Origin of the sequence: Methylocaldum sp. (assembly GCF_035627495.1) — a bacterium.
Classification (GTDB): domain Bacteria; phylum Pseudomonadota; class Gammaproteobacteria; order Methylococcales; family Methylococcaceae; genus Methylocaldum.
The window spans coordinates 1-21,242 of the sequence record NZ_DASPLO010000024.1 but is presented as its reverse complement, the minus strand read 5'-3'; the positions used below and the strand labels follow the sequence as shown (position 1 = coordinate 21,242).

The following is a 21,242-nucleotide window of genomic DNA, read 5'->3' as shown; positions in this document are numbered from 1 at the left end:
ACTATTGAAAACCAGTCGTATTACTTCGTATATTTAGTGGCTATGCTTCCTTTTTTGCCGTAAATTTGTCGCACAGATATCTACCTATCATTGATCTGACAGGAGTCTGAGATTGCCTCGTGAAATGGTTTATATGGCTCGATAATGTATGGTTATCAGCGGATATCGATCGGCTGCTGTATAATTCGCTTTAGGAAGGGGTATGTAGGTTCGTTATAGAAATAACGGCCAAAATATATTGCCTTTATACAACAGATGCAATGTTATTTGGCCTCATGGCTACAACGAGTTGAAAATAGGCAAATAATATAAGGCTATATTGTTCGTCTCCAATAGGCGCTAAACCAAAACACGTTGACAATCGGGTCCTTAATATAGATTTAAGGCTTTTGATAAAGTTCTGGCTTGATGAACGATAGAATCTGGTGTCTGTTGTGTGGAACAAATTCAGAAACCAACTTGCGGCGGCCGGTGAAAATCGAGCCGTTTTGTCGTCTGCCGGCGATGGAAGTATTGAATATCCCTGAGAAGGGGGAGCGAAGCGACGATCGAAGGCAAATTGGAGCAAACAGTTGCGGTATCGAAAGTGCGGAATGGAGTATCTGAATACTCTGCCAACCCGTAAACCGAAAAATCATCGGCGCCCGGAGTAGCGGATAAAAATCGTTCGTGCGGCCGCGGATTCGTTCCGGTTAGTCGCCGGCTCCATGCCGGGATTCCGGCAATCGATCAGGGTTCGAGATCCGGGAGAGCGCTGGTGGTTTCACGGAGTCGTGATGTAGGGCGCCTGGACGAACTCAGGTAAAGTGCCGCGCCTATACCGGCGAGCAAAGCCAAAGTGCCTGCGGTCCAAGCCACCTTTCGATGGCTTTGCCGAGGCTCGAGCCAACCGCCATGCACGGTATCGAACTCGGGCATGGGTTCGAAAAGGTTTCCGGGCGAATTCGTGCCGGGCCCGGCTTGAAAATGACGTCGTTCCACCTTTTTCGCCACCATCCGTTCCGCCAGCGGCGGCACGAGGTTTCGCATGGCGATCATCCGTCTCGCGTTGCCTACTGTAACTTCTCTCTTCGGATGATGGATCGTATGCAGAATAGCCTCCGCTACGTCTTCCGGCGCATAAACCGGCGGCATCGCCTGAACCACTTTGCCGGAATAGTTGGCCGCATGTTGAAACAGCGGCGTATCTATGGTTGCCGGAAGAATGGTGCACACGTGAATGTCGGGCGTGTCGCGCAATTCCATGCGCAAGCTTTCGGAGAATCCGGTGATGGCGAACTTGCTGGCAACATACGCGCTGGCATACGGCGCCGCGACTTTTCCGACCACGGACCCCACATTGACCAATACGCCGTGACCTTGCCTGTGGAAATAGGGCAGAACCGCCCGTGCACCGTGAACGTAACCGAAGAAGTTGGTTTCTATCACGCGCCGAAATGCGTCCGCGGGCGCATCCTCGAACCGGGACAGCATGGTAACGGCGGCATCGTTGACCCAAGCGTCGATCCGTCCGTAGGTTTCGATTGCGCGACGCGCCAATTGCCTGACTTGCTCTTCGTCGGTCACATCGGTCTTCATAGGCAGCGCGCGTCCGCCGATTTGCTCGCATTCCCGCGCCACTTCGTGCAATACGTCCGCCTGACGAGCGGCCAACACTACCGTTCCGTTTTGCTCGGCGGCTTTCATCGCCGTAGCTCTTCCGATGCCGCTGGACGCTCCGGTGATCACGATCACGGAATCGGAAATGTTCAATCGCATGGAAAAATGTCCTTCTGGTTCCAGCAGAACGGATTCGGAAATATCGGCATAAACCGCTGAATAAATAAGGCGCGGTGAGCAAAGCGTGGCGAGATCCGCTCTCGACCGGCTCTGCCTGACCGCGCCGTATCAGGTCTAAGCAGTTCCGATGAGTCTGTTCAAAACGTTAATGTGCTGCTGTTGTCTCGGCAGCAGCGTTGTTTGAATCAAGTTGCGGACATCTCCCGGGACATCAGTATCCTGCAAGGCTTCTTCGTAGTCCTTGATACCGTTTTCCTCGCCTTGACGGAGGGCGGTAAGAGCCGCTTGATCGCCCAATAATTTGGCGCCGCCCATAACCATTTTCGACCAGGTCCCCCATGCGCCGGAATCTTCCGTGGGTTTGCCTCCGTGCTGGATGATCCGCTCCCTAAGCTTGGTTGCGGAATCGCGGTGATCCTCACAAATCGAAGAAATTTGCTGCACCCCGCCGACCTGCGGCTCGTCACGCAGTTTATCCAAAGCCTGTTGATAGGTTTCGACGGCGGATATTTCGTCGCGCAATAGCGTGTTTAGTTTGGACTCATCCCATGGCATAAACGCCTCCTCATGTTTGCTCTGGGTTGCGGATCCACATGCGATTAGCTGACGCTGGCTTCGCCGGTCGTTGCGATGTCTTCCGCATTAACTTGTTCAAAAATGTCTTTGACTTTGGACCGTTGTTGACTGTCGTCGGTATGCACGGAAATCAAAATGTTTCCGTCCTTAATCTTTCCCTCGTAACGTTTGGCTTCGTACTCGGGAATTCCCATACCGACCAAGGCTCCGACCAGCCCCCCAGCCGCTCCGCCGACGGCAGCCCCGCTAAGCGCGGTCATAATGGGGCCGGCGGCAATAAACGGTCCCAAACCGGGGATGGCCAAGGTGCCGATTCCGGCCAACCAGCCCAACACGGCGCCCACGCCCATACCTGTGACTCCTCCGGCGGTCGCGCCCTCCGGAGCCTTGGTGTGTTGCTCGTGCGCGAAATCTTTGGTTGTCGATTTATCGGGGAACAAGACCGAAATATCGTTGTTCGAAAAACCCGAGGATTTCAAACGGTCGATAATCGACTCGGCCTGGTCTCTGGTCCTGGCGATACAAAATACGGCTTTTTGCATGTCAATCTCCTTGTGAACTGCGCGAATAGCAACTCTTGATTTAAAGAGATACTAATAACGTGGTCTATTTCGTGAACTTAATTGGCGGCGCGGGATATCTTAGAAATATGAGTGACCGATAATACCCAAGACTTTCCATTCTGATAGCTAACCCGCCTAACTGGCGGCATATCCGATTTATATCGCCCTACAGGTCAAGGTAAACCCGAACGGCCGTCAGCTAGACGGGTTATTTGATTTACATCTTCATGCTCTCTACTTGCTTTTCGGCCTCTTCACGAGCTATTCCGTACCTTTCCTGAATCTTGCCTACCAGTTTTTCCCTTTCGCCATTAATCTCGTCGAGCTCGTCATCGGTTAATCGACCCCATTGAGCTTTAATGGTGCCTTTGACTTGTTTCCAGTTTCCTTTAACTTGATCCCAGTTCATGACTTTTCTCCAAAAGGCTCACCACGGGCCTAAGTTCAACTTGTGGTGAATTAATACCTGAGTACATATACGTATTGACGACATATGTACCTATCCTCGACCGTATCTGTCTGACTGATCAAGAGTTCATAAAACCTCAGACAAAGCCACTCGCGAAAAATTCCTGATCAAAAGGATAGGTTGAACGAGCGTTACTTGTTTCATTCATCCCAAACATGCGCTCGGATCGAGGCTAGGCTTTTCACCCACGAATACATTTTATGAAAGCAGGCTTGCTTTTCCGGCTTTGATCAGGCGGAACAATAATGGAAGCCCCTCGTTCTAATAACTTTTTGGACGCTAGTCGCAAGGAGTGCGGTGAGCCGCTTGAGATCACCTCCGTGCCAAGGTATAAAAGCCTTAAGGATCTTGAAAGAGTTGTGTCATGACCGAAGAAATCAAGCCTTCGCAGAAAGATCAGGTTCCCGAGGAAGATCAAGCGGGAAAGTCCGAATCGCAAGCCGCCCCAAGTAAGGAAACTAAACGTCCTGAGCCGACCCGCTACGGCGATTGGGAGAAGAACGGCCGGTGCATCGATTTCTAGTCGATGTGCGAATAGTTGTCGGCGTGGCCGACGAAAATCCATGCTTATAGGTTTGCCATCGCAGCCTAGGGCAACAAATCAGGTTTTGCGCCATGGTTCGATATGAGTGAACGTCCTCTGTCGCCGCATCTTCAGGTTTATCGGCTGCCGCTGACCGCGGTTTTGTCGATCACGCATCGAATAACCGGGGTGCTGTTGAGCATCGGGCTGGTGTTTTGGGCGGTGTGTCTGATGGCGGTTGCCGAGGGAGAGGCCCAATTCGCCTGGGCTCAAGCGGTTCTACGCTCGGTGCCGGGCACGTTGCTGTTGTGGGCTTGGCTTTTTTCCTTGTTCCTTCATTTTTCCCACGGCGTCAGACACCTTATCTGGGACACCGGGCACGGTTTCTATCGTGATACTTTGGACCGTTACGCTTATTGGGAGTTGGTCGCTGCGGTGTTGCTGACCTTGGGATTATTAATCCTTACATGATCACCATTTTCTAAGGGCCTATGAACTATCGATCACCGCTAGCCCGTGCCCGGGGACTGGGCTCGGCCAGACAGGGAACTCATGAATGGTGGCGGCAGCGGGTGACCTCGATCGCGCTGATTCCTCTGATATTTTGGCTTGCGCCGGCAGTCGTCTCGTTGCCCCATGCGGATTACGAACAAGTCGTTCGGTGGATAGCTACACCTTGGAACAGCATTTTCATGCTGTCTTTCGTCATCCTCGTTTTCTATCACGCTACGCTGGGGTTGCAGGTGGTGATCGAGGATTATGTTCATACCGATTGGCTAAAGATGCTCAGCATTCTGGGCATGAAGCTGGTCTTCTCCTTTTTGGCGTTGGCATCTCTCTATGCCACGTTGCGCATCGTATTCATGGGGTAGCATGACTAAGGCCTACGAGATTATTCGCCACACTTACGACGCGGTAGTCGTGGGAGCCGGTGGCGCGGGTTTGCGCGCGGCACTGGGGCTGGGCGAAAAAGGCCTGAAAACGGCTTGTCTTACCAAGGTCTTTCCGACACGCAGCCATACCGTTGCGGCTCAGGGCGGCATCAGCGCGGCTTTGGGCAACATGGGCGAGGACGATTGGCGCTGGCACATGTACGATACGGTAAAGGGCTCCGACTGGCTGGGCGACCAGGACGCCATCGAATACATGTGCCGCGAGGCGATTCCCGCCGTCATCGAATTGGAGCATTACGGAGTCCCTTTTTCCCGTACCGAGAACGGTAAGATTTATCAGCGCGCCTTCGGCGGCATGACCACCCATTTCGGTGAAGGCTCCGCCCAGCGCACCTGCGCGGCGGCCGATTTTACCGGCCACGCCATCCTCCACACGCTCTACCAACAGTCGCTCAAGCACGAGGTGGAGTTCTTCATCGAGTACATCACCCTGGACCTCATCATGGACGAAGGCGAATGTCGCGGGGTGCTGGCTTGGCGTTTGGAGGACGGAACGCTGCACCTCTTCCGTGCCCACACGACGATTCTGGCAACAGGTGGCTACGGGCGCTGTTATTTCTCCTGCACGTCCTCGCACACCACTACCGGAGACGGAAACGCCATGGTTCTGCGCGCCGGATTGCCGCTTCAGGACATGGAATTCGTTCAGTTTCATCCCACCGGAATCTACGGCGCCGGTTGCCTGGTCACCGAAGGCGTAAGAGGCGAGGGCGGTTATCTCACCAATTCCGAAGGCGAGCGCTTCATGGAGCGCTATGCACCCCATGCCAAGGATTTGGCCTCGCGCGACGTGGTGAGCCGCGCCATGACCCGGGAAATCCATGCTGGACGGGGTGTCGGGCCGGATAAGGATCACCTGTACTTGCATTTGGAACAGGTCGATCCCGCGGTGGTCGAAGAAAGGCTGCCCGGCATCAGCCAGACCGTCATGATCTTCGCCGGTGTGGACGTTACGAAAGCGCCGATCCCGGTGATTCCGACCGTTCATTACAACATGGGAGGCATTCCCACCAACTACAGGTGCGAGGTAGTCACCCTGAGGGACGGAAACCCCGAGACGCCGGTGCCCGGCTTGATGGCGATCGGCGAAGCAGCCTGTGTGTCCGTCCATGGGGCGAATCGTCTCGGGTCCAACTCTCTGCTTGATTTGGTGGTATTCGGGCGCGCGGCAGCTTTGCGCTGTGCCGAGTTAGCTGAGCCGAAGCGGCTCCATAAACCCTTGCCACCCGATGCCTGCGATCGGTCGCTGACTCGCTTCGACCGGCTGCGTTATGCCGACGGCTCGCGAAAAACCTCGGAAATCCGTCTGGCCATGCAGAAAAGCATGCAGGGCCATGCGGGCGTATTCCGGACGGGCGAGGTGCTACAGGAAGGCATCGAGCAGTTGAAAGTGGTCATGGACTCTTTTCAGGATGTGCATGTCTCGGATCGCTCCCTCATTTGGAATACCGATTTGGTCGAAACGCTGGAACTCGAAAATCTTCTCGCCCAGGCCATGGTTACCGTCGCCGGAGCGCTAAACCGCGAAGAAAGCCGCGGAGGGCATACCCGTGAGGATTTTCCCGAACGGGACGACGAGAACTGGCTGAAACACTCGCTGCTTTGGCTGGATGAGCATCATGATGTTCGGATCGATTACCGCCCGGTCCATATGTATACCCTGACCGACGAAGTCGAAGTTATCCAGCCGCAAAAAAGGGTGTACTAGTCCGGGACTCACGGGCGAAGGAATCCCTATTTTTAGCTGTTGAAGCAGATCGGCAACGGGTGCAGCTTGATCAGCCTTGGCTAACCAATAGGCTTCACTGTTTTTCTATTTCCGGAGTTGAGTAAAGGTCATGGGGCTTTTTTCACTACCCAAGAACTCTGCCGTCAAACCTGGCAAGGTGTATTCGGCGCCTCAGGGCGCCACGAATGTCAGGCGGTTTGAAATTTACCGCTACGATCCCGAGTCCGGAGAAAATCCGCGTCTCGACGTTTTCGAAGTCGATCTGGACCGTTGCGGGCCGATGGTGCTGGACGCTATCATCAAGATCAAAAACGAGATGGACAGCACGCTGGCGTTCCGACGCTCCTGCCGCGAGGGCGTGTGCGGCTCGTGCGCCATGAACATCGACGGCCACAACACGCTGGCTTGCACCATGGCGATCACCGATTGCCGCGAGGTGATAAAGATTTACCCTCTGCCGCACCAGCCGGTAATCAAGGACCTGGTGCCCGATCAAACCCACTTTTTCGCCCAATACGCCTCCATCCGGCCGTGGATTCAGACTCAGACGCCGCCGCCTGCCGATCGGGAGCGTCTCCAGAGCAAGGAGGAGCGAAACCGGCTGACTGGCTATTACGAGTGCATATTGTGCGCGTGCTGTTCGACAGGCTGCCCCAGCTATTGGTGGAACAGCGAGCGCTATCTCGGGCCGGCGGTTCTGTTGCAGGCCTATCGCTGGATCGTGGACAGCCGGGACGAGAGCACCGGCGAGCGGCTGGACGATTTGGAAGATCCGTTCAAACTGTACCGTTGCCACACCATCATGAACTGCACGTCGGTGTGTCCGAAAGAACTGAATCCCGCCAAGGCCATCGCCGAAATCAAGAAGCTCCTGGTCGAGCGGCAGCGCTGAGAGATGGTGAGGAAAACTACTGCGCGGCCCAAGTTCGCTCCTGCGATGCTCAACGTACCCGCTTGTACGCCTGCGCTTCTCATAGCGAACTTGGGCCACTCGCTACGTTTTTTGCACCCCCTCTGAGCCGATGAAACATGCCCAGCTCCGGTGGCGTTGCCGCCGCGGCATGCGGGAACTAGATTTACTGTTGCAGCGCTACCTGGACGGCGTCTACGACCAAGCACCCGAAGCGGAAAAATCAGCTTTCAGCCGGCTTCTGGATGAGCCGGACGAAAGGCTTTGGCGTTATCTTTGCGCGGACGGCACTCCGATAGATCCACTATTAGCCGAACTTGTTCTCAAAATCCGTTCCGCCTCTACGACTCGAGCTTAATCCATCCCGCGGCTTAGCTTTCGCCATTGCGGCCACTCATGCACTGGCGGGATTTGCTTCCGTGGCCAATCCGCTGCCTGCGTGGATGAAGCTGGGGATGCTCGGCGTCATTATTTTTAGTCTGTTCCTTTGCCGTCGGGAGTATTTGTCGAACCCGGCCGTCAAGGAATTGGTTCTCAAACCCGGCGGCGAATGTGAAGTTTTTCTGCCTTCCGGCATGCAACCCGGAACCGTGCTGGACAGCAGTGTCGTTACTACCTGGATGGTCATTCTGCACATCAAAAGCGGGTCTAAAAAACGTGCCGTTACGGTATGCCGTGACAGCGTGGATTCCGAGTCTTTCCGGATGCTTCGGGTTTACCTTCGTTGTCGGTACTAGCCGGCAGTATTGTCATGAAGGGGTTGGCAAACGTCAGGGCTCTTGGACTAGGAGCGCTCGGATCTAAGAGCAGCGAGGGCCTGATCGATTCAGCTCAATCCAGCATGTGGGAAGCCAAGCCGTCCGCTAATTTGGGCTCGAACCAGGTCGATTTCGGCGGCATGACCTGACCCGCATCGGCCACGGCCATCAAGTCTTCCATGCGGGTAGGGTGCAGCGAAAACGCTAGGGTCATTTCGCCGGAATCGACGCGGCGTTCCAGTTCGCCCAATCCCCGGATGCCCCCTACGAAATCGATGCGGCGGTCGCGGCGAGGGTCCGCGATACCCAGGATGGGCGAAATGAGGTTGTCTTGCAGAAGGCTGACGTCGAGCCGCGCCACCGGGTCCGAGGGTATCAAGTCCGGTCCTATGGTCAGCTTGTGCCAGTGTCCGGCCAGGTATAAGCCGAACTCGCCGGGAGTTTCCGGTTTTACCGGATTGTCGGCTTTATCTATAGCAAAGCGCTCGGACACCCGGCGCAGAAACTCGGCGTCGCTCAAGCCGTTCAGATCCTTGATCAGCCGGTTGTAGTCCATGATGCGCATCTGGCTGTGAGGAAACATGACCGACAGAAAGTAGTTGTAGTTTTCGTCACCGGTATGGCCGGAATGGGATTGCCGACGCGAAGCCGCAACCCGTGAAGCCGCGGCGGAACGGTGATGTCCGTCGGCGATATAGAGTGCCGGCATCGAGTCGAAAAGCTCGGTGAGGCGGGCAATGACGCGTTCGTCGCGAATGATCCAGAGAGTATGGCGCACGCCGGACTCCGCTAACGCATCGGCTTCGGGCGGTTGCCAGGCGGTTTCCGCTAGCAAGCGGTTAACCTCGGGAGCATCGGGATACGCCAAGAGCACCGGGCCGGTCTGTGCGTTCAGTGCGCCGATCTGGCGTACCCGGTCGTCCTCCTTGTCGGGGCGGGTAAACTCGTGCTTGCGGATGCGGTTGGTGTTGTAGGCGGCTACGCTGGCCGTCGCGACGAGGCCCAATTGACTGTGATCGCCCATGATGAGTCGGTAAACGTAGTAGAGCGGACGGTCATCCTGCTTCAGGATGCCGCAATCCATCATCCGTTTCAGATTTTCCGCGGCTTTGGCATAAACCTCCGGAGCATGTGGATCGATACTCGGGGGCAAATCGATTTCCGGTTTGGAGATGTGCAGAAAACTCCAGGGACGACCCGCTGCCAGTGTTCTGGCTTCCTCGGTATCCAGCACGTCGTAGGGTGGCGCGATGACGTCCGCGGCGCGGCCGGCCGCCGGGCGGAGAGCGGCGAAAGGGCGGATGAGGGGCATGGTCGTTTTCCCTTGGATGAAGAGTGGATTCTAACACCGGAGTTGGCGTCAAAGACCTTGTTTCAGCTCAGACTCATGCGGGTTTCAGCAATTCCATCATGCTGTTGGTCCAACAGAGCAGAGGATGGGGCGAACTGGAGCCTTAAGGCGATGTCCTGTATTCTCCATCCTCGTTCGAGGGTAGCCCGAGCGGGTGCTTGTTTATCGTCCGGCGGATAACACATCGAATCTTGTTAACTGCTTCCAGCCCCTTATATAAATCTGCATTTCAACATGACCAAAGCCTATCGTCCTATTTTTGTCGCGGGGCTTCTTTTGCAAGCCGCCTGCGTTAGCGTATCGAATCAGCCGCGCGGGATTTATGAGCCTGGCCAAGTGCCGGGTGAATCCACTGTCGAGCGTATGCCGGCGAGTCCTCCGGCTGCCGCCAGAGAGAGCCCGGCTCCGTTATCGAGAACAAGGCCAGCCGTCAGAAGCGAGCCCGTAGCTTCGCCGGCTATTCTGGCCTTGTTGGACGAAGCGGAAAATAACCGTAAGAGCGGGCAATTGGACAATGCCGCCTCCGCTTTGGAGCGGGGGATACGCATTCAGCCGCGCAATCCTCTGCTGTGGCATCAATTGGCCGATATTCGGCTTCAGCAGCATCAGCCCGGCCTTGCCGAGGACCTGGCGAAAAAGTCGAACCAGCTTGCCAGGGGAGGGCAGCCGTTGACCCAAAAGAACTGGGCCATTATCGCTAAAGCACGGCGGGCCAAAGGCGATCCGGCCGGCGCGGCGCAAGCCGAGCAGAAAGCCGGGAACTGAATTGCAGGACTTACTTTGGGTCTTGGGGGAGGAAGGACCTTTCGCCAAGTGTTTGCCTGGGTTTCGCCCGCGCCACGCGCAGGCGGAGATGGCGCAAGCCGTTAAGCAAGCGATCGACGGCAAAAGCTGCTTGATCGCCGAAGCGGGTACCGGCACGGGCAAGACTTTGGCCTATTTGGCTCCCGCGGCTCTGTCGGGCAAAAAAGTCATCGTTTCGACCGCCACCAAGACCCTCCAGGATCAGCTTTTCCGTAAGGATTTGCCGCTGATTCGGCAAGCGCTGGCGGTGCCGTTCAAGGCGGTGCTGCTGAAAGGGCGAGCCAACTATCTGTGCCCGTACCGTCTGGAAAATACCTTGGGATTCAGGGCGGGTTACGGCTCGCGCGAGGCAGTCGCCTTGGAAGCCATTCTCCGCTGGAGTAAAACCACCCGAACCGGTGATATCGCCGAGGTGGCCAATGTGCCCGAATCCTCGGTGCTCTGGTCTTCGGTGACCTCGACGGGCGACAACTGTCTGGGCCAGGAATGCCCTCATTACGAAGACTGTTTTTTGGTGAAGGCGCGTCGCAGCGCTCAGGATGCCGACATTTTGGTGATCAATCATCATCTCCTGTGGGCCGATTGGACCTTGAAAAACGACGGCTTCGGCGAGCTTTTGCCGGATTGCGAAGCGATCGTGGTGGACGAGGCTCATCAGTTCGTCGAATCGGCAGCCCTGTTTCTCGGTTTGAACATCAGCTCCCGCCAGCTCCATGGTTTGGCGGACGATATCCTCGTCGAGCGGCTTAAAAACGCGAAAGATATGCCGCAGTTGCTCGAAGAGGCGGAGTTGCTGGAGCAATTGACGGCCGAGTTGCGGCAGGCTTTGGGCGATCCGTCACGGCGGGAGGCGTGGCACCGGGTGGCGGACGATTCGGCGGTAACCGAAAAACTGGCCGAGTTGCGCCGGCATCTGCACGATCTCGAAGAAATCCTGAAAGCGGCCGCCGTTCGCAGCAAAGGCCTGGAGTCGTGCTCCAAGCGTTGCACGGAATTGGGCGTGCGTCTGGATGCCTTCGACAAAGACGAAGGCAGCGAAGCCGTACGCTGGTTCGAGGTATATAAGCACAGCTTTTCCCTGAACCGAACTCCTTTGGCCATAGCCGGCGAATTCGCCCGGTTTCGCAAGCGGAGTCAAGCGGCCTGGATATTCGCATCGGCGACGCTCACGGTAAACGGGCGGTTCGATCATTTTGTCGGACAACTGGGTCTAGGCGATGCCGAATGCCGGGCGTGGGAAAGCCCCTTCGATTACCGGACGCGGTGCTTGCTGTTTCTGCCTCCGGGGATGCCGGACCCGGCGGCCGGCGGGTTCACGCAGGCCGTGGTGCAGGCCGCACTGCCGGTTTTGAAGGCCAGCCGGGGCAGGGCGTTCATGCTGTTTACCTCGCACCAGGCCTTGTCGGAGGCCGCGGCTTTGATCGCGCAGCATCTCGATTATCCGCTGTTCGTTCAGGGCAATCAGCCGAAAGCGGCGCTCTTGGAAGCGTTCAAGCAGGCCGGCAACGGCATCCTGCTGGGGACCGGGAGTTTTTGGGAGGGCGTCGACGTGCCGGGGCCGGCGCTTTCCTGCGTCATTATCGATAAATTGCCGTTCGCTTCGCCGAGCGACCCGGTACTCAATGCCCGGCTCGAAACCCTCCGCCGCAACGGGATGAACCCGTTCGCCACCTACCAGCTTCCGGCCGCAACCATCGCGCTCAAGCAGGGTGTGGGGCGGTTGATTCGGGATCAGGAGGACCGCGGCGTGCTCATGCTGTGCGATCCGCGGATTCTGTCCCGCTCCTACGGGAAGGTATTTCTCAACAGCCTGCCGAATATGCCGCGGATGCGTTCGCTCTCCGACGTGCAGCGGTTTTTCTCCAGCGAGATTGAAAAAGAGATTGCGGTATGAGGATTTTGGCTATCGAAACCGCTACGGAAGCCTGTTCGGCCGCCTTGCTGGTCGACGAAACCGTGATCGAACGTTACGAAGTGGCGCCGCAGCAGCATAACCGGCTGATTTTGCCCATGATCGAGTCCTTGCTGGCGGAGGCGGGAATCCGGATTGCGCAAGTCGATGCCCTCGCGTTCGGACGGGGTCCCGGTTCGTTTACCGGCGTCCGCATTGCGGCCGGCGTGGCTCAAGGCATCTCTTTCGGCGCCGATCTGCCGGTGGTTCCGGTTTCGACGCTGGCAGCCCTGGCTCAGGATGTTTTCTTCGAGAGTGGAGAAACGGTCGCGTTTCCTTGTATCGATGCCCGTATGGGCGAAGTCTATTGGGGTGTCTACCGTAGGGGAGAAGCCGGGCTAGCCGAGCTTATTGGCGAGGAATCGGTACTGCCGGCCGATCGGGTTTCATTCTCCGATTATGCCGAGGGCGTCGGTATCGGCAGTGGATGGGGAACCTATGGCTCGGTTCTCCAGGAGCGCTTAGGCAGCAATGTGAGAAGGATCATGCCTGACCGTTTCCCGCGCGCGTCGATGGTCGCGCGTCTCGGGGCTGATGCATTCCTCAAAGGTTTGTCCGTGGAGCCGGAGCAGGCGCTGCCGGTCTATTTGCGCGACAACGTCGCAAAAAAGCCGGGTCCCCGAACGGGGCCCAGTTGACCGCCCGTGCCGCCATGTTCAAAACGCTGAAGCAACGCAAGGGAAAAGTCCCTGAGGTGAGCCCCTCTATAGTAAACTATCTGGATGGCTCAGTATTTTCAGATTCACCCGGATAACCCGCAGCAGCGACTCATACGCCGGAGTGTCGAGATCATTCGCGAAGGGGGCGTGATCGTTTATCCGACCGATTCGTCTTACGCGTTAGGCTGCCAGATGGATAACAAGACCGGGCTGGACCGCATCCGGCGAATTCGCCAGTTGGGAGAAGATCACAACTTTACCTTGGTATGCAGGGATCTGTCGCAGATATCGACTTTTGCGAAAATCAACAACGAAGCGTTCCGGCTGATCAAATCGCTGACGCCGGGGCCGTTTACCTTCATTCTCAAAGCGACCCGCGAGACGCCGCGCCGCCTGCAACATTCGAAGCGCAAAACCATCGGCATCCGCTTGCCGGATAATCCGATTACGCTGGCGCTGGTGGCGGAGTTGAACGAGCCCTTGTTCAGTTCGACCCTGATTCTGCCCGGCGACAATGACGCCATGACCGATCCCGAAGATATTCGCGACCGCCTCGAGAAAGAAGTCGATTTGATCATCGATGCGGGAAATGTCGCTTATGCGCCGACCACCATCATCGGCTTTATCGAAGATACGCCGGAAATCGTCCGGCAGGGATCGGGCGTCGTCAGTTCACTGCAATAATCCTGTTCATTCCTTCAAAGATTGCACCAATGGAAGAACTTACTTTTGCTCAACGCTTTGCCATTTGGATTCTGCCGGTCCTGTTCGCTATTACCTTGCATGAGGTGGCCCACGGCTGGGTTGCCAAGATGCTCGGCGACAACACGGCGGCCCGGCTTGGCCGGCTTTCCTTGAATCCGCTGCATCACGTCGATCCCGTGGGTACCTTGCTGGTCCCCGGAGTGCTGCTGGCGCTGGGCGGATTTATCTTTGGCTGGGCCAAGCCCGTGCCGGTGGACTTCGGCAAGTTGCGCCGCCCGAAGCGGGATATGGCTCTGGTCGCTGTAGCCGGGCCCGCCGCGAATTTTTTGATGGCAATCGCCTGGGCGTTAATTGCCCGCTTGTCCAGTGCCGTGGACTTCGATTATGTGTCGGTGCCTTTGGGACTCATGGGCATCGCCGGCATTGTGATTAATATCGTTTTGATGCTTTTGAACTTGCTCCCGATTCCGCCTCTCGACGGAGGGCGCATTGCGGCAAGTTTTCTGCCGCCCAAGCTCGCCATGAAATTCAGCCAAATCGAGCCCTACGGTTTCTTTATCCTGTTGGCACTGATCGCTACCGGAGGGTTGTCCATGATTTTGGGTTTTCCTATTCATCTCATGCAGCGGCTGCTTTTCGGTTTCGCCGGTCTGTAGATGGATGAACTAGGAGCTTGTGAAAAAACCGTCGCGAGCGGATCGAGTTCGGACCGAGAAGCGCAGCAGGTCGATTCACAACTTATAGACGAGGGAGCGGCAGCCGTCGCGCCGGTGGCTCTCGTCAATGGCGCGCCGTTCACCGAGTTGCCGGAAGACCTTTATATTCCCCCCGATGCGCTGGAAGTATTCCTGGAAACTTTTGAAGGTCCGCTCGATCTTCTGCTCTATTTGATACGCCGGCAAAACCTGTCCGTGGTGGACATTCCCATCGCCGATATTACGCGCCAGTACATCGCTTACATCGAGATGATGAGCGAGCTACGTATCGAGCTTGCCGCCGAATATTTGCTGATGGCGGCGATCCTTGCCGAGATCAAATCGCGCATGCTGCTGCCGCGACCGGCGGGTCCCGAGCAGGAAGAGGACGATCCGCGTGCCGAGTTGATACGCCGTCTTCAGGAGTACGAACGCTACAAGCACGCCGCCCAACAACTCGATGCCTTGCCCCGATGTGAGCGCGACGTGTTCGAAACATCGGTGGACACCAGCGCCATCAAGGTCAAGAAGATTTATCCCGAAGTTGACTTGAAAGATGTTCTCATCGCTTTCCAAGACGTGCTGCGGCGTGCCGAACGGCTGACGCACCATCAAATCCGGCGCGAGCCGTTGTCGGTGCGCGAACGCATGTCGGGTATACTGGCTCGACTGCAGACCCAATCACTGATTCCGTTCCCCAGCCTGTTCGAACGCAGGGAAGGGCGGCATGGCGCCGTTGTATCGTTGCTGGCGATCCTCGAGCTATGCAAGGAACGCTTGATCGAGATTATTCAGGACGAACCGCTGGGCGAATTGCAAGTAAGGCCCCTAATGGCTTCCGGTGTCGATTGACGTGGAACTAAAAACTATCATCGAGGCGGCGCTGTTGTCCGCCGCCAGACCTTTATCCATCGCCGAGCTGGAAAATCTGTTTGCGGAGGGTGAGCGGCCCGAGCCGGCGGAGCTGCAAGCCGCCTTGGCGGAATTGGCCGAAGATTGCCGTAGCCGGTCCGTCGAATTGAAGCAGGTGGCTAGCGGATACCGGCTCCAGGTGCGGGAGTCCTTTTCCCCTTGGATTTCGCGGCTGTTCGAGGAGCGGCCCGGCCGTTATTCACGCGCATTTTTGGAGACCCTCGCCATCATTGCTTACCGTCAGCCGGTTACGCGCGGTGAAATCGAGGATATTCGAGGTGTCGCCGTCAGTACGGGCATTGTTCGAACGCTTCAGGAACGGGGATGGATACAGGTGGTGGGACACAAAGAAGTCCCGGGGCGTCCGGCGCTGCTCGCCACGACCAAGCAGTTCTTGGATTACTTTAGCCTGAAAAGCCTTGGCGAACTGCCGCCGCTCCAGGAATTTATAGACGACTTGGCGCTGCAAGCGGCGCCGCAAGATAATCTAGTGACCGAACATGCGAATACCGAATCGATCGAATAAGACTACAGCGCCGGACATGAGCGTCTCGTCGGACGACGCCGGCGAGCGGATTCAGAAAGTTCTCGCTCAAGTCGGGGTGGGTTCGCGCCGGGAAATCGAAGAATGGATCAGGGTCGGCCGGATATCGATAAACGGCAAGCCAGCCAAACTGGGAGACCGTTATCGGAAAGGCGACCATCTCACCGTCAACGGACGTTCTCTCGATATCGACAAAAGAACCGGAGCGCCGACGCGTGTGCTCGTTTACCATAAGCCGATCGGGGAGGTAGTCAGCCGCCGCGATCCGGAGGGGCGTCCGGTGATCTTTACCCAGTTGCCTAAACCATCGATCGGGCGCTGGATCGCCGTCGGACGTCTCGACCTCAATACGCAAGGCCTACTGTTGGTCACCAACAACGGCGAACTGGCCAATCGTCTCATGCACCCATCGCGGGAGATCGAACGGGAATACGCGGTTCGGGTTCTTGGACCGATTAACAATGAGATGTTGACCCGGCTGTCGAACGGCATCGCCCTGGAAGACGGACCGGCCCGATTCGAGACCATCGAACCTGCGGGTGGCGAGGGCGCTAACCGATGGTTTCATGTCACCTTGAGGGAGGGGCGCAACCGTATCGTTCGGAGACTTTGGGAATCTCAGGGGATCACGGTAAGCCGATTGATCCGGACGCGGTTTGCAGGAATCGCCCTGCCGCCCCGGTTGAAAGCAGGCGCGTCTTACGAGCTTCCCGGCGAAGAAGTCGCCGAGTTGATGCGTTCCGTGGGATTGGAGATAGAAAAGCCGGTTACGGATCAGCACGCTCCGCGTCGGCGTGCAAGCGACAAAGGCACCCGAAATCGAAGAAAATAAGGTTTTGTAAAACCGCTGGCCGTCGTGTGATCGCCGTCGGTGCTACTCCTCGCTTGCGACTGCAACCTGATTGCGTCCGCCGCGCTTTGCCGTATACATCACTTGGTCGGCGCGGCGGAGCAAGTCCAAATGAGTTTCTGCGGGAATCAGCGTCGCGACTCCCAAGCTCAGGGTGACGCGCAAGGTCATATCGCCTATTCCGCAGGATAATGTCTCTACCGTGCTACGAATACGCTCGGCGAGATTCACCGCGCCGTCCTTGGGTGTATTGGACAGCAAAATAACGAATTCTTCACCGCCATAGCGGAACAGAATATCGCTCCCACGCACCGTATCTTTGATGGACCGGGCTACGGAGCGCAACACGGCATCGCCGGCGTCGTGCCCGAAGCTATCGTTGATCGACTTGAAGTGGTCGATATCGAAAAGAATAATCGAAAGCGGAGTGCCGTAGCGGCGCGCCAGTTCAAGCTCCCGCTGCAAAGCATTGAGCAGTGCGGCTCGATTCCCTGTCTGCGTCAACTGATCCGTGTGGGCGTAACAGAGTGCTTCGCGGTATCTAAGCCCGTTGCGCAGGGGATAAAGGAGTCGGCAGAGTAGAGCTTCTATGCGGACCAAGTCCAGTTCGCTAAAGCGCTGGTCTCGGCTCATCCGCCATTCGCCGAGCGGCTCGTTTTCAAGTTCCAGATTGTAAATGCAGGCGTGCCGTCCCTTCTTGCCCATCGACAGCTCGATTCCGAGCTTTTCGTTACGAAAGCCGAATCCGGAATGGGGGACGATGGTTTTGAAGTGCTCGCTAAACAAGCCGAGCAGCTGCTCGATATCCAGAGTAGTCTGAAGGGCCAGGAGCATTTCATGGTAGGACTGATGATCGCCCAGAGCGGTTTTTTTCTCGATCTTGTGGCTCGACAGTACGGCCAGATTTCCCGCTTTATTCTTCATCGCGCGCCTTCTCGCTGAAAGGGTGTCTAATGGCTCATGTCTCTTCTGAAGCGATATTTATGCCAGCGCTCGTGCTGTCTAGGAATCAATTAGTTAGAAGTTTCTTTCTCGGATAAAGCTTATGCCTGTCGGAAATTTGACTACCGACGGCGGATAAGCTTTGCCGGCGTCACAGCCCAGCGTCAAATATTTATCGAGAAGCGGCGAAGCTGCGCGCAGAGAGCATTCGGCGGTTGAAATATCGGTGCACGTATTTTGATCCCGATGCAAGCAATAGCTTATGGCTCGGAAGGAAAGTTAGTGAATCCTCGGTTTTTTGCCAACGTCCAATACGGGTAAGAATTCCGACTGTTTGTAAAGAGTCAGTGCCCAGCGGTCCTGATCACTGTCATGGCGGAGAATATAAATGCCGTCCGTGGTAAGCAGCTTGAAATATCCATAATCCGAGGCGAGCCAGCGGTCTATGACTTCTACGACTTCTATGCGCCGGTCACCCAGGAAGAAAGCAGATGGCTCTTGTTCGCCCAGCTCGCTCCGGTTAGCCAAAACTGTGATTGGTTGTAAATTATCGGACATAACAAATCTCTGAATCGCTCACTACTAAGAACATGTTCAATTAGCTCGAATCCTGGCTTTTTTCTTTACTTATAATCCCAACTGGAATGTTGGATTTGCGATGTGCTCGATTCGCTCCGCAGGATCGCTCTAAATTAAGACAAATAGTCCTCCTATTAACATGCTCACAACCACCCCTTTCCAAGGCCACCATAGGGCTGACCAAGACAGGCTCAAGATCTTTAGTTGTTTTTTCATCCAGCGCATTAAGGCTGGAATAAGCCTCGTTCGGCTATATCGCCAGAGCCACTTCAGAGTGACGAAAGCAAGCAAGATCTTGAGCGGGGTCACCGTCCAGGCAGTAATAAGTTCTGCGTGGCGTGGCGAAAGATCGAACCAATCCTCTAATTTGTCTTCGATGAGGAGTTCCTCACTGCCCTCGATTAAGTAAAAAATGACTTCTCCGATCAATTCGAGGATTTCGAGTGAGAATTCCAGTATCAACTCCGCCGTGGCGATCACTGTGATCAGGCCGAATCCGAACCAGAGCAACGGTTTCCAACTGGGCTTGAGTTGCATATCGGCTTCAGAATTTTCTAAGCCTGAGTTCGGTTTATCTGTTACGTCACTCATGTTTTATTGATGGCCGGACTTAAAACTTGCGCAAGGGTAGCTTCGTTTCACGTGCCGTTCAAGCGCTGGTAGTGGCGCATGCTGTCGGGCAGGAAATGGTTCGAGTTGTCGCTGCCTCCATGCGGGCTTAACTCCCAGCTTGTCGAAAGCACGATTATAAAGCACCCGCCTGGGTAGATGAGCCGGCTAGAATCGACGTGAACTGTGCTATAGTTCGGCAGCCACAGGGTGCGGTTAGCCCGGGATTATAGGACTCTGAGTCTCGTCCTAGTTTCGCGGCTTGCATTGGGACTATAGCGAACTATCCGACAGAATCCGACGAATAAGACCTCATCGAGAGCCTGATGGAAATTAAAGAATGGCTGCATGTATGGCAGTTTGAGCATCACCCCTTCGTAATCTTCGACGCAGACCGCGATCCTTATCTGCAGGCGGCCATGGTGGAAAACACGTCGTTGCGGTCGGCGTTGCTGCATCTGGATAAGCCCAGCCCATACGTTATTTTCGCGATCCGCGGAGCCGGAAAATCCTCCATGCGGATCGACACCGAGCGCTATCTTAGCCAGTATCAGGATAAGGTGCTGGTGGTCAAGTACGTGGAATTCAACGAGCTACTCAGTGAAGTCACCAAGGTGAGGAAGCTTCCGGCCGAGTATTCTCCGAGAAAGCCTGGTTTGGCGAAGATGTTCCGGAGAAGAAAGGAAGAAGTTCTCATCCGGGAGAGCAAAATCACTCTGGACGATCATCTGGATTACATTCTCAAATTGGGCATCGAGGAGCTATACCACAATATTACCGAAGCCCAAAAGGAGGATATGCTTAAAGACAACCGGGAGTTCGCGGAGAAATTCATACTGCTTACGGCTCTTTACTTCTCCCCGAACGATCTTTCGAGCAAGATCACCGCACTTCGAAAGCTTATCGGCATTGCCGGTTACAAGAAGCGGAACAGTTTCTTCTCGAATAAACAGGCGAAGCTTTTGGCCGGGGAGATTTATCGAAATATCCGCGGCGTGCCGGTTTCGGTAGAGAATATGTTTAAAATCATCCAGGAAATCGGACCCGGTCTGTTCGAATTCCACGGTATCCCAAGGATGACGGAGAACCGATTCACTTTGCTCAAGAGCTACATGGAATTGGTGAGATACTTCGGGCTGTCCGGTGTTTATCTGTTAGTCGATCGGGTGGACGAACCCACCAGTATCAAAGGCGATCCGGAAAAGATGCGTGAGTTAGTGACGCCCATTCTTGACGATCAGCTATTCCAGATCGATCACCTGGGCATCATTCTGTTCCTGCCGTACGAATTGCACGATCTCAAGAAGTATTATCGGAGCGATCGGATCAAGACTATTTCGTCTATCAATTGGTCCGCCGACAACATGATACGGCTTATCGAGAAGCGCATGAACGTTTCCCGCAAACCCGGAAGTTCGCCAATCAAGCTGGCGGACATCTTCGAGGATGCGGGGGAAAGCAAAGCCCAATTCATCGTGCGTCAGCTGACGCCGCGGAACGCCTTTCGGTTGCTGAGCATCATAGTCGAGGAACACTGCCAGACGGTGGTGTACGGGCCGAAAATTTCGACCGAAGTGTACGAATCGGCGGTGCAGCGCTATCTTATTGAAAAAGAAGGCTATTAATATCTGTCTTCTTGTCCTGAATGCTGAAAATCCCTTCGTGCTGCAAAACACATAAACGGTATCAGGGGTGTGCTTGCTAGGCATATACTGTACCCGCATCAGGCGGAGCGATTCGGTAATCGGCGGTCTTCCTATCCTGTACGCCGATCGATCGCTTCCGTGCGATAGCGATAGATTTTGAGCGACTCGGACCGGTAATCTCCGGGGAGATCGGCCTTCAGTTTCAGCTGCTGGAGAAATGCCTTAGGATTAGGTGGCGATTCCCAAACCGCCGGCAGAAAAGTCCCGCGCCGAAGCCCCTCTTCCAAGATCAATCCGTCCTCGATCGGCATCAGTTGCCGTAACCAATCGTCCTCTGACGTGAACGACAGCGGCTCCGCTGGTGTCAGCAACGAAAGGTGGATATCAATCCGATCGACTCCCTCTTGTTGACGGGCGGGAATCGAAGATCTCTAGATGCCGCGGCATAGGCGTTGTGAGTGATATCCTCGGCTAAAGGACGAACGGCTTCGAGTGTGCCGATGCAGCCGCGCAGTGCGCCCCGTATTTCAAGTGTTACGAACATGGCTCTTTTGGTGATGAGTTCGGGAGCTAGGGCTTTTAGTTCAACAGGAATCGGTCGTCCATGGATCAAGCCGTACTCGATCGACTGTTTTGCAAGCGCGAGCAGAAACCGGCGTTGCGCTGAGACTAGTGTCCTGTCCCATTAATACGTAGCATAAATCTTGCTTAATTTCTGGGTGTCTTTAGATTTGA

The 21,242-nt window shown here is 55.6% G+C and carries 24 protein-coding genes and 1 pseudogene; 16 read left to right on the top strand and 9 right to left on the bottom strand.

Translation table 11 applies throughout. The features are described 5' to 3' along the window. Positions 1-729: 729 nt before the first annotated feature. From VEB01_RS02325 to VEB01_RS02310, 4 genes are all read right to left on the bottom strand, one after another. On the bottom strand, positions 730-1,758 hold the full coding sequence (locus tag VEB01_RS02325; protein ID WP_324872494.1) for an SDR family oxidoreductase: 1,029 nt from the start codon (positions 1,756-1,758) through the stop codon (positions 730-732). A gap of 135 nt (positions 1,759-1,893) precedes the next feature. Further along, positions 1,894-2,334 carry a DUF2383 domain-containing protein gene (locus VEB01_RS02320; RefSeq protein WP_324872493.1) on the bottom strand — a complete coding sequence of 147 codons (441 nt, stop codon included), beginning with the start codon at positions 2,332-2,334 and terminating at the stop codon, positions 1,894-1,896. A 44-nt stretch (positions 2,335-2,378) separates the two neighbouring features. Further along, on the bottom strand, positions 2,379-2,897 hold the full coding sequence (locus VEB01_RS02315; RefSeq protein WP_324872492.1) for a hypothetical protein: 519 nt from the start codon (positions 2,895-2,897) through the stop codon (positions 2,379-2,381). A gap of 238 nt (positions 2,898-3,135) precedes the next feature. After that, positions 3,136-3,327, bottom strand: a complete 192-nt coding sequence (locus VEB01_RS02310; RefSeq protein ID WP_324872491.1) for a CsbD family protein — start codon at positions 3,325-3,327, stop codon at positions 3,136-3,138. Positions 3,328-3,751: 424 nt separating this feature from the next. Here VEB01_RS02310 and VEB01_RS02305 point away from each other — a divergent pair, with 424 nt between their 5' ends. The 7 genes from VEB01_RS02305 to VEB01_RS02275 all read left to right on the top strand — a co-directional run bounded on the left by VEB01_RS02305 (position 3,752) and on the right by VEB01_RS02275 (position 8,239). Next, positions 3,752-3,910: a DUF1674 domain-containing protein gene (locus VEB01_RS02305; RefSeq protein ID WP_324872490.1), complete on the top strand. Its 159-nt coding sequence runs from the start codon at positions 3,752-3,754 to the stop codon at positions 3,908-3,910. A 102-nt stretch (positions 3,911-4,012) separates the two neighbouring features. Further along, the gene (gene sdhC / locus VEB01_RS02300; RefSeq protein ID WP_324872489.1) at positions 4,013-4,381 is read left to right on the top strand and encodes a succinate dehydrogenase, cytochrome b556 subunit; all 369 of its coding nucleotides are present in this window, start codon (positions 4,013-4,015) and stop codon (positions 4,379-4,381) included. 20 nt (positions 4,382-4,401) lie between these two features. Next, entirely contained in the window at positions 4,402-4,782 is a 381-nt protein-coding gene (sdhD, locus tag VEB01_RS02295) for a succinate dehydrogenase, hydrophobic membrane anchor protein (protein ID WP_324872488.1), read from the top strand. 1 nt (position 4,783) lies between these two features. Beyond that, positions 4,784-6,571 (top strand): succinate dehydrogenase flavoprotein subunit, encoded by a 1,788-nt coding sequence (sdhA, locus tag VEB01_RS02290; protein WP_324872487.1) that lies wholly within the window; start codon positions 4,784-4,786, stop codon positions 6,569-6,571. 130 nt (positions 6,572-6,701) lie between these two features. Next, on the top strand, positions 6,702-7,484 hold the full coding sequence (locus VEB01_RS02285) for a succinate dehydrogenase iron-sulfur subunit (RefSeq protein WP_324872486.1): 783 nt from the start codon (positions 6,702-6,704) through the stop codon (positions 7,482-7,484). A 130-nt stretch (positions 7,485-7,614) separates the two neighbouring features. Beyond that, positions 7,615-7,860: an FAD assembly factor SdhE gene (locus tag VEB01_RS02280; RefSeq protein ID WP_324872485.1), complete on the top strand. Its 246-nt coding sequence runs from the start codon at positions 7,615-7,617 to the stop codon at positions 7,858-7,860. After that, on the top strand, positions 7,820-8,239 hold the full coding sequence (locus tag VEB01_RS02275) for a protein YgfX (protein ID WP_324872484.1): 420 nt from the start codon (positions 7,820-7,822) through the stop codon (positions 8,237-8,239). The genes VEB01_RS02280 and VEB01_RS02275 overlap by 41 nt, the downstream gene beginning before the upstream one ends. Positions 8,240-8,333: 94 nt before the next feature. Here VEB01_RS02275 and VEB01_RS02270 read toward each other — a convergent pair whose 3' ends face one another. Next, the gene (locus tag VEB01_RS02270) at positions 8,334-9,572 is read right to left on the bottom strand and encodes a DUF1015 domain-containing protein (RefSeq protein WP_324872483.1); all 1,239 of its coding nucleotides are present in this window, start codon (positions 9,570-9,572) and stop codon (positions 8,334-8,336) included. Positions 9,573-9,845: 273 nt separating this feature from the next. On the opposite strand from VEB01_RS02270, the gene VEB01_RS02265 reads away from it, so the two are divergent. The 8 genes from VEB01_RS02265 to rluB all read left to right on the top strand — a co-directional run bounded on the left by VEB01_RS02265 (position 9,846) and on the right by rluB (position 16,713). After that, the gene (locus VEB01_RS02265) at positions 9,846-10,376 is read left to right on the top strand and encodes a tetratricopeptide repeat protein (RefSeq protein WP_324872482.1); all 531 of its coding nucleotides are present in this window, start codon (positions 9,846-9,848) and stop codon (positions 10,374-10,376) included. 88 nt (positions 10,377-10,464) lie between these two features. After that, the gene (locus VEB01_RS02260; RefSeq protein ID WP_324872481.1) at positions 10,465-12,309 is read left to right on the top strand and encodes a DNA repair helicase YoaA; all 1,845 of its coding nucleotides are present in this window, start codon (positions 10,465-10,467) and stop codon (positions 12,307-12,309) included. Then, positions 12,306-13,004, top strand: coding sequence for a tRNA (adenosine(37)-N6)-threonylcarbamoyltransferase complex dimerization subunit type 1 TsaB (gene tsaB, locus VEB01_RS02255; protein ID WP_324872480.1), 699 nt, complete (start codon positions 12,306-12,308; stop codon positions 13,002-13,004). Before VEB01_RS02260 ends, tsaB begins: the two co-directional genes overlap by 4 nt. Before the next feature lie 84 nt (positions 13,005-13,088). After that, positions 13,089-13,709 (top strand): L-threonylcarbamoyladenylate synthase, encoded by a 621-nt coding sequence (locus VEB01_RS02250; RefSeq protein WP_324872479.1) that lies wholly within the window; start codon positions 13,089-13,091, stop codon positions 13,707-13,709. A gap of 29 nt (positions 13,710-13,738) precedes the next feature. Further along, positions 13,739-14,386 carry a site-2 protease family protein gene (locus VEB01_RS02245; RefSeq protein ID WP_324872478.1) on the top strand — a complete coding sequence of 216 codons (648 nt, stop codon included), beginning with the start codon at positions 13,739-13,741 and terminating at the stop codon, positions 14,384-14,386. Continuing rightward, positions 14,387-15,277 (top strand): segregation and condensation protein A, encoded by an 891-nt coding sequence (locus VEB01_RS02240; RefSeq protein WP_324872477.1) that lies wholly within the window; start codon positions 14,387-14,389, stop codon positions 15,275-15,277. It begins immediately after the preceding gene. 1 nt (position 15,278) lies between these two features. After that, a complete protein-coding gene (gene scpB, locus VEB01_RS02235) occupies positions 15,279-15,863 on the top strand; it encodes an SMC-Scp complex subunit ScpB (protein ID WP_324872476.1) in 585 nt (194 codons plus the stop codon). A gap of 16 nt (positions 15,864-15,879) precedes the next feature. Then, the gene (rluB, locus tag VEB01_RS02230; RefSeq protein ID WP_324872475.1) at positions 15,880-16,713 is read left to right on the top strand and encodes a 23S rRNA pseudouridine(2605) synthase RluB; all 834 of its coding nucleotides are present in this window, start codon (positions 15,880-15,882) and stop codon (positions 16,711-16,713) included. A 42-nt stretch (positions 16,714-16,755) separates the two neighbouring features. On the opposite strand, the gene VEB01_RS02225 is transcribed toward rluB, so the two are convergent. From VEB01_RS02225 to VEB01_RS02215, 3 genes are all read right to left on the bottom strand, one after another. Beyond that, positions 16,756-17,655 (bottom strand): GGDEF domain-containing protein, encoded by a 900-nt coding sequence (locus VEB01_RS02225; RefSeq protein ID WP_324872474.1) that lies wholly within the window; start codon positions 17,653-17,655, stop codon positions 16,756-16,758. 297 nt (positions 17,656-17,952) lie between these two features. Beyond that, the gene (locus VEB01_RS02220; RefSeq protein WP_324872473.1) at positions 17,953-18,231 is read right to left on the bottom strand and encodes a hypothetical protein; all 279 of its coding nucleotides are present in this window, start codon (positions 18,229-18,231) and stop codon (positions 17,953-17,955) included. A 129-nt stretch (positions 18,232-18,360) separates the two neighbouring features. Then, the gene (locus VEB01_RS02215) at positions 18,361-18,843 is read right to left on the bottom strand and encodes a hypothetical protein (protein WP_324872472.1); all 483 of its coding nucleotides are present in this window, start codon (positions 18,841-18,843) and stop codon (positions 18,361-18,363) included. 344 nt (positions 18,844-19,187) lie between these two features. Here VEB01_RS02215 and VEB01_RS02210 point away from each other — a divergent pair, with 344 nt between their 5' ends. Then, complete coding sequence (locus tag VEB01_RS02210; protein ID WP_324872471.1) at positions 19,188-20,486, top strand: hypothetical protein; 1,299 nt, start codon at positions 19,188-19,190, stop codon at positions 20,484-20,486. 131 nt (positions 20,487-20,617) lie between these two features. Here VEB01_RS02210 and amrA read toward each other — a convergent pair. Beyond that, positions 20,618-21,120, bottom strand: a pseudogene (amrA, locus tag VEB01_RS02205) (AmmeMemoRadiSam system protein A). Positions 21,121-21,242: the final 122 nt, after the last annotated feature.

What these genes read in the sequence shown, in the direction of transcription:
- VEB01_RS02325 (WP_324872494.1), bottom strand. Translation starts at nt 1,758, where the DNA reads ATGCGATTGAACATTTCCGATTCCGTGATCGTGATCACCGGAGCGTCC.
- VEB01_RS02320 (WP_324872493.1), bottom strand. Translation starts at nt 2,334, where the DNA reads ATGCCATGGGATGAGTCCAAACTAAACACGCTATTGCGCGACGAAATA.
- VEB01_RS02315 (WP_324872492.1), bottom strand. Translation starts at nt 2,897, where the DNA reads ATGCAAAAAGCCGTATTTTGTATCGCCAGGACCAGAGACCAGGCCGAG.
- VEB01_RS02310 (WP_324872491.1), bottom strand. Translation starts at nt 3,327, where the DNA reads ATGAACTGGGATCAAGTTAAAGGAAACTGGAAACAAGTCAAAGGCACC.
- VEB01_RS02305 (WP_324872490.1), top strand. Translation starts at nt 3,752, where the DNA reads ATGACCGAAGAAATCAAGCCTTCGCAGAAAGATCAGGTTCCCGAGGAA.
- sdhC (WP_324872489.1), top strand. Translation starts at nt 4,013, where the DNA reads ATGAGTGAACGTCCTCTGTCGCCGCATCTTCAGGTTTATCGGCTGCCG.
- sdhD (WP_324872488.1), top strand. Translation starts at nt 4,402, where the DNA reads ATGAACTATCGATCACCGCTAGCCCGTGCCCGGGGACTGGGCTCGGCC.
- sdhA (WP_324872487.1), top strand. Translation starts at nt 4,784, where the DNA reads ATGACTAAGGCCTACGAGATTATTCGCCACACTTACGACGCGGTAGTC.
- VEB01_RS02285 (WP_324872486.1), top strand. Translation starts at nt 6,702, where the DNA reads ATGGGGCTTTTTTCACTACCCAAGAACTCTGCCGTCAAACCTGGCAAG.
- VEB01_RS02280 (WP_324872485.1), top strand. Translation starts at nt 7,615, where the DNA reads ATGAAACATGCCCAGCTCCGGTGGCGTTGCCGCCGCGGCATGCGGGAA.
- VEB01_RS02270 (WP_324872483.1), bottom strand. Translation starts at nt 9,572, where the DNA reads ATGCCCCTCATCCGCCCTTTCGCCGCTCTCCGCCCGGCGGCCGGCCGC.
- VEB01_RS02265 (WP_324872482.1), top strand. Translation starts at nt 9,846, where the DNA reads ATGACCAAAGCCTATCGTCCTATTTTTGTCGCGGGGCTTCTTTTGCAA.
- VEB01_RS02260 (WP_324872481.1), top strand. Translation starts at nt 10,465, where the DNA reads ATGGCGCAAGCCGTTAAGCAAGCGATCGACGGCAAAAGCTGCTTGATC.
- tsaB (WP_324872480.1), top strand. Translation starts at nt 12,306, where the DNA reads ATGAGGATTTTGGCTATCGAAACCGCTACGGAAGCCTGTTCGGCCGCC.
- VEB01_RS02250 (WP_324872479.1), top strand. Translation starts at nt 13,089, where the DNA reads ATGGCTCAGTATTTTCAGATTCACCCGGATAACCCGCAGCAGCGACTC.
- VEB01_RS02245 (WP_324872478.1), top strand. Translation starts at nt 13,739, where the DNA reads ATGGAAGAACTTACTTTTGCTCAACGCTTTGCCATTTGGATTCTGCCG.
- VEB01_RS02240 (WP_324872477.1), top strand. Translation starts at nt 14,387, where the DNA reads ATGGATGAACTAGGAGCTTGTGAAAAAACCGTCGCGAGCGGATCGAGT.
- rluB (WP_324872475.1), top strand. Translation starts at nt 15,880, where the DNA reads ATGAGCGTCTCGTCGGACGACGCCGGCGAGCGGATTCAGAAAGTTCTC.
- VEB01_RS02225 (WP_324872474.1), bottom strand. Translation starts at nt 17,655, where the DNA reads ATGAAGAATAAAGCGGGAAATCTGGCCGTACTGTCGAGCCACAAGATC.
- VEB01_RS02220 (WP_324872473.1), bottom strand. Translation starts at nt 18,231, where the DNA reads ATGTCCGATAATTTACAACCAATCACAGTTTTGGCTAACCGGAGCGAG.
- VEB01_RS02215 (WP_324872472.1), bottom strand. Translation starts at nt 18,843, where the DNA reads ATGAGTGACGTAACAGATAAACCGAACTCAGGCTTAGAAAATTCTGAA.
- VEB01_RS02210 (WP_324872471.1), top strand. Translation starts at nt 19,188, where the DNA reads ATGGAAATTAAAGAATGGCTGCATGTATGGCAGTTTGAGCATCACCCC.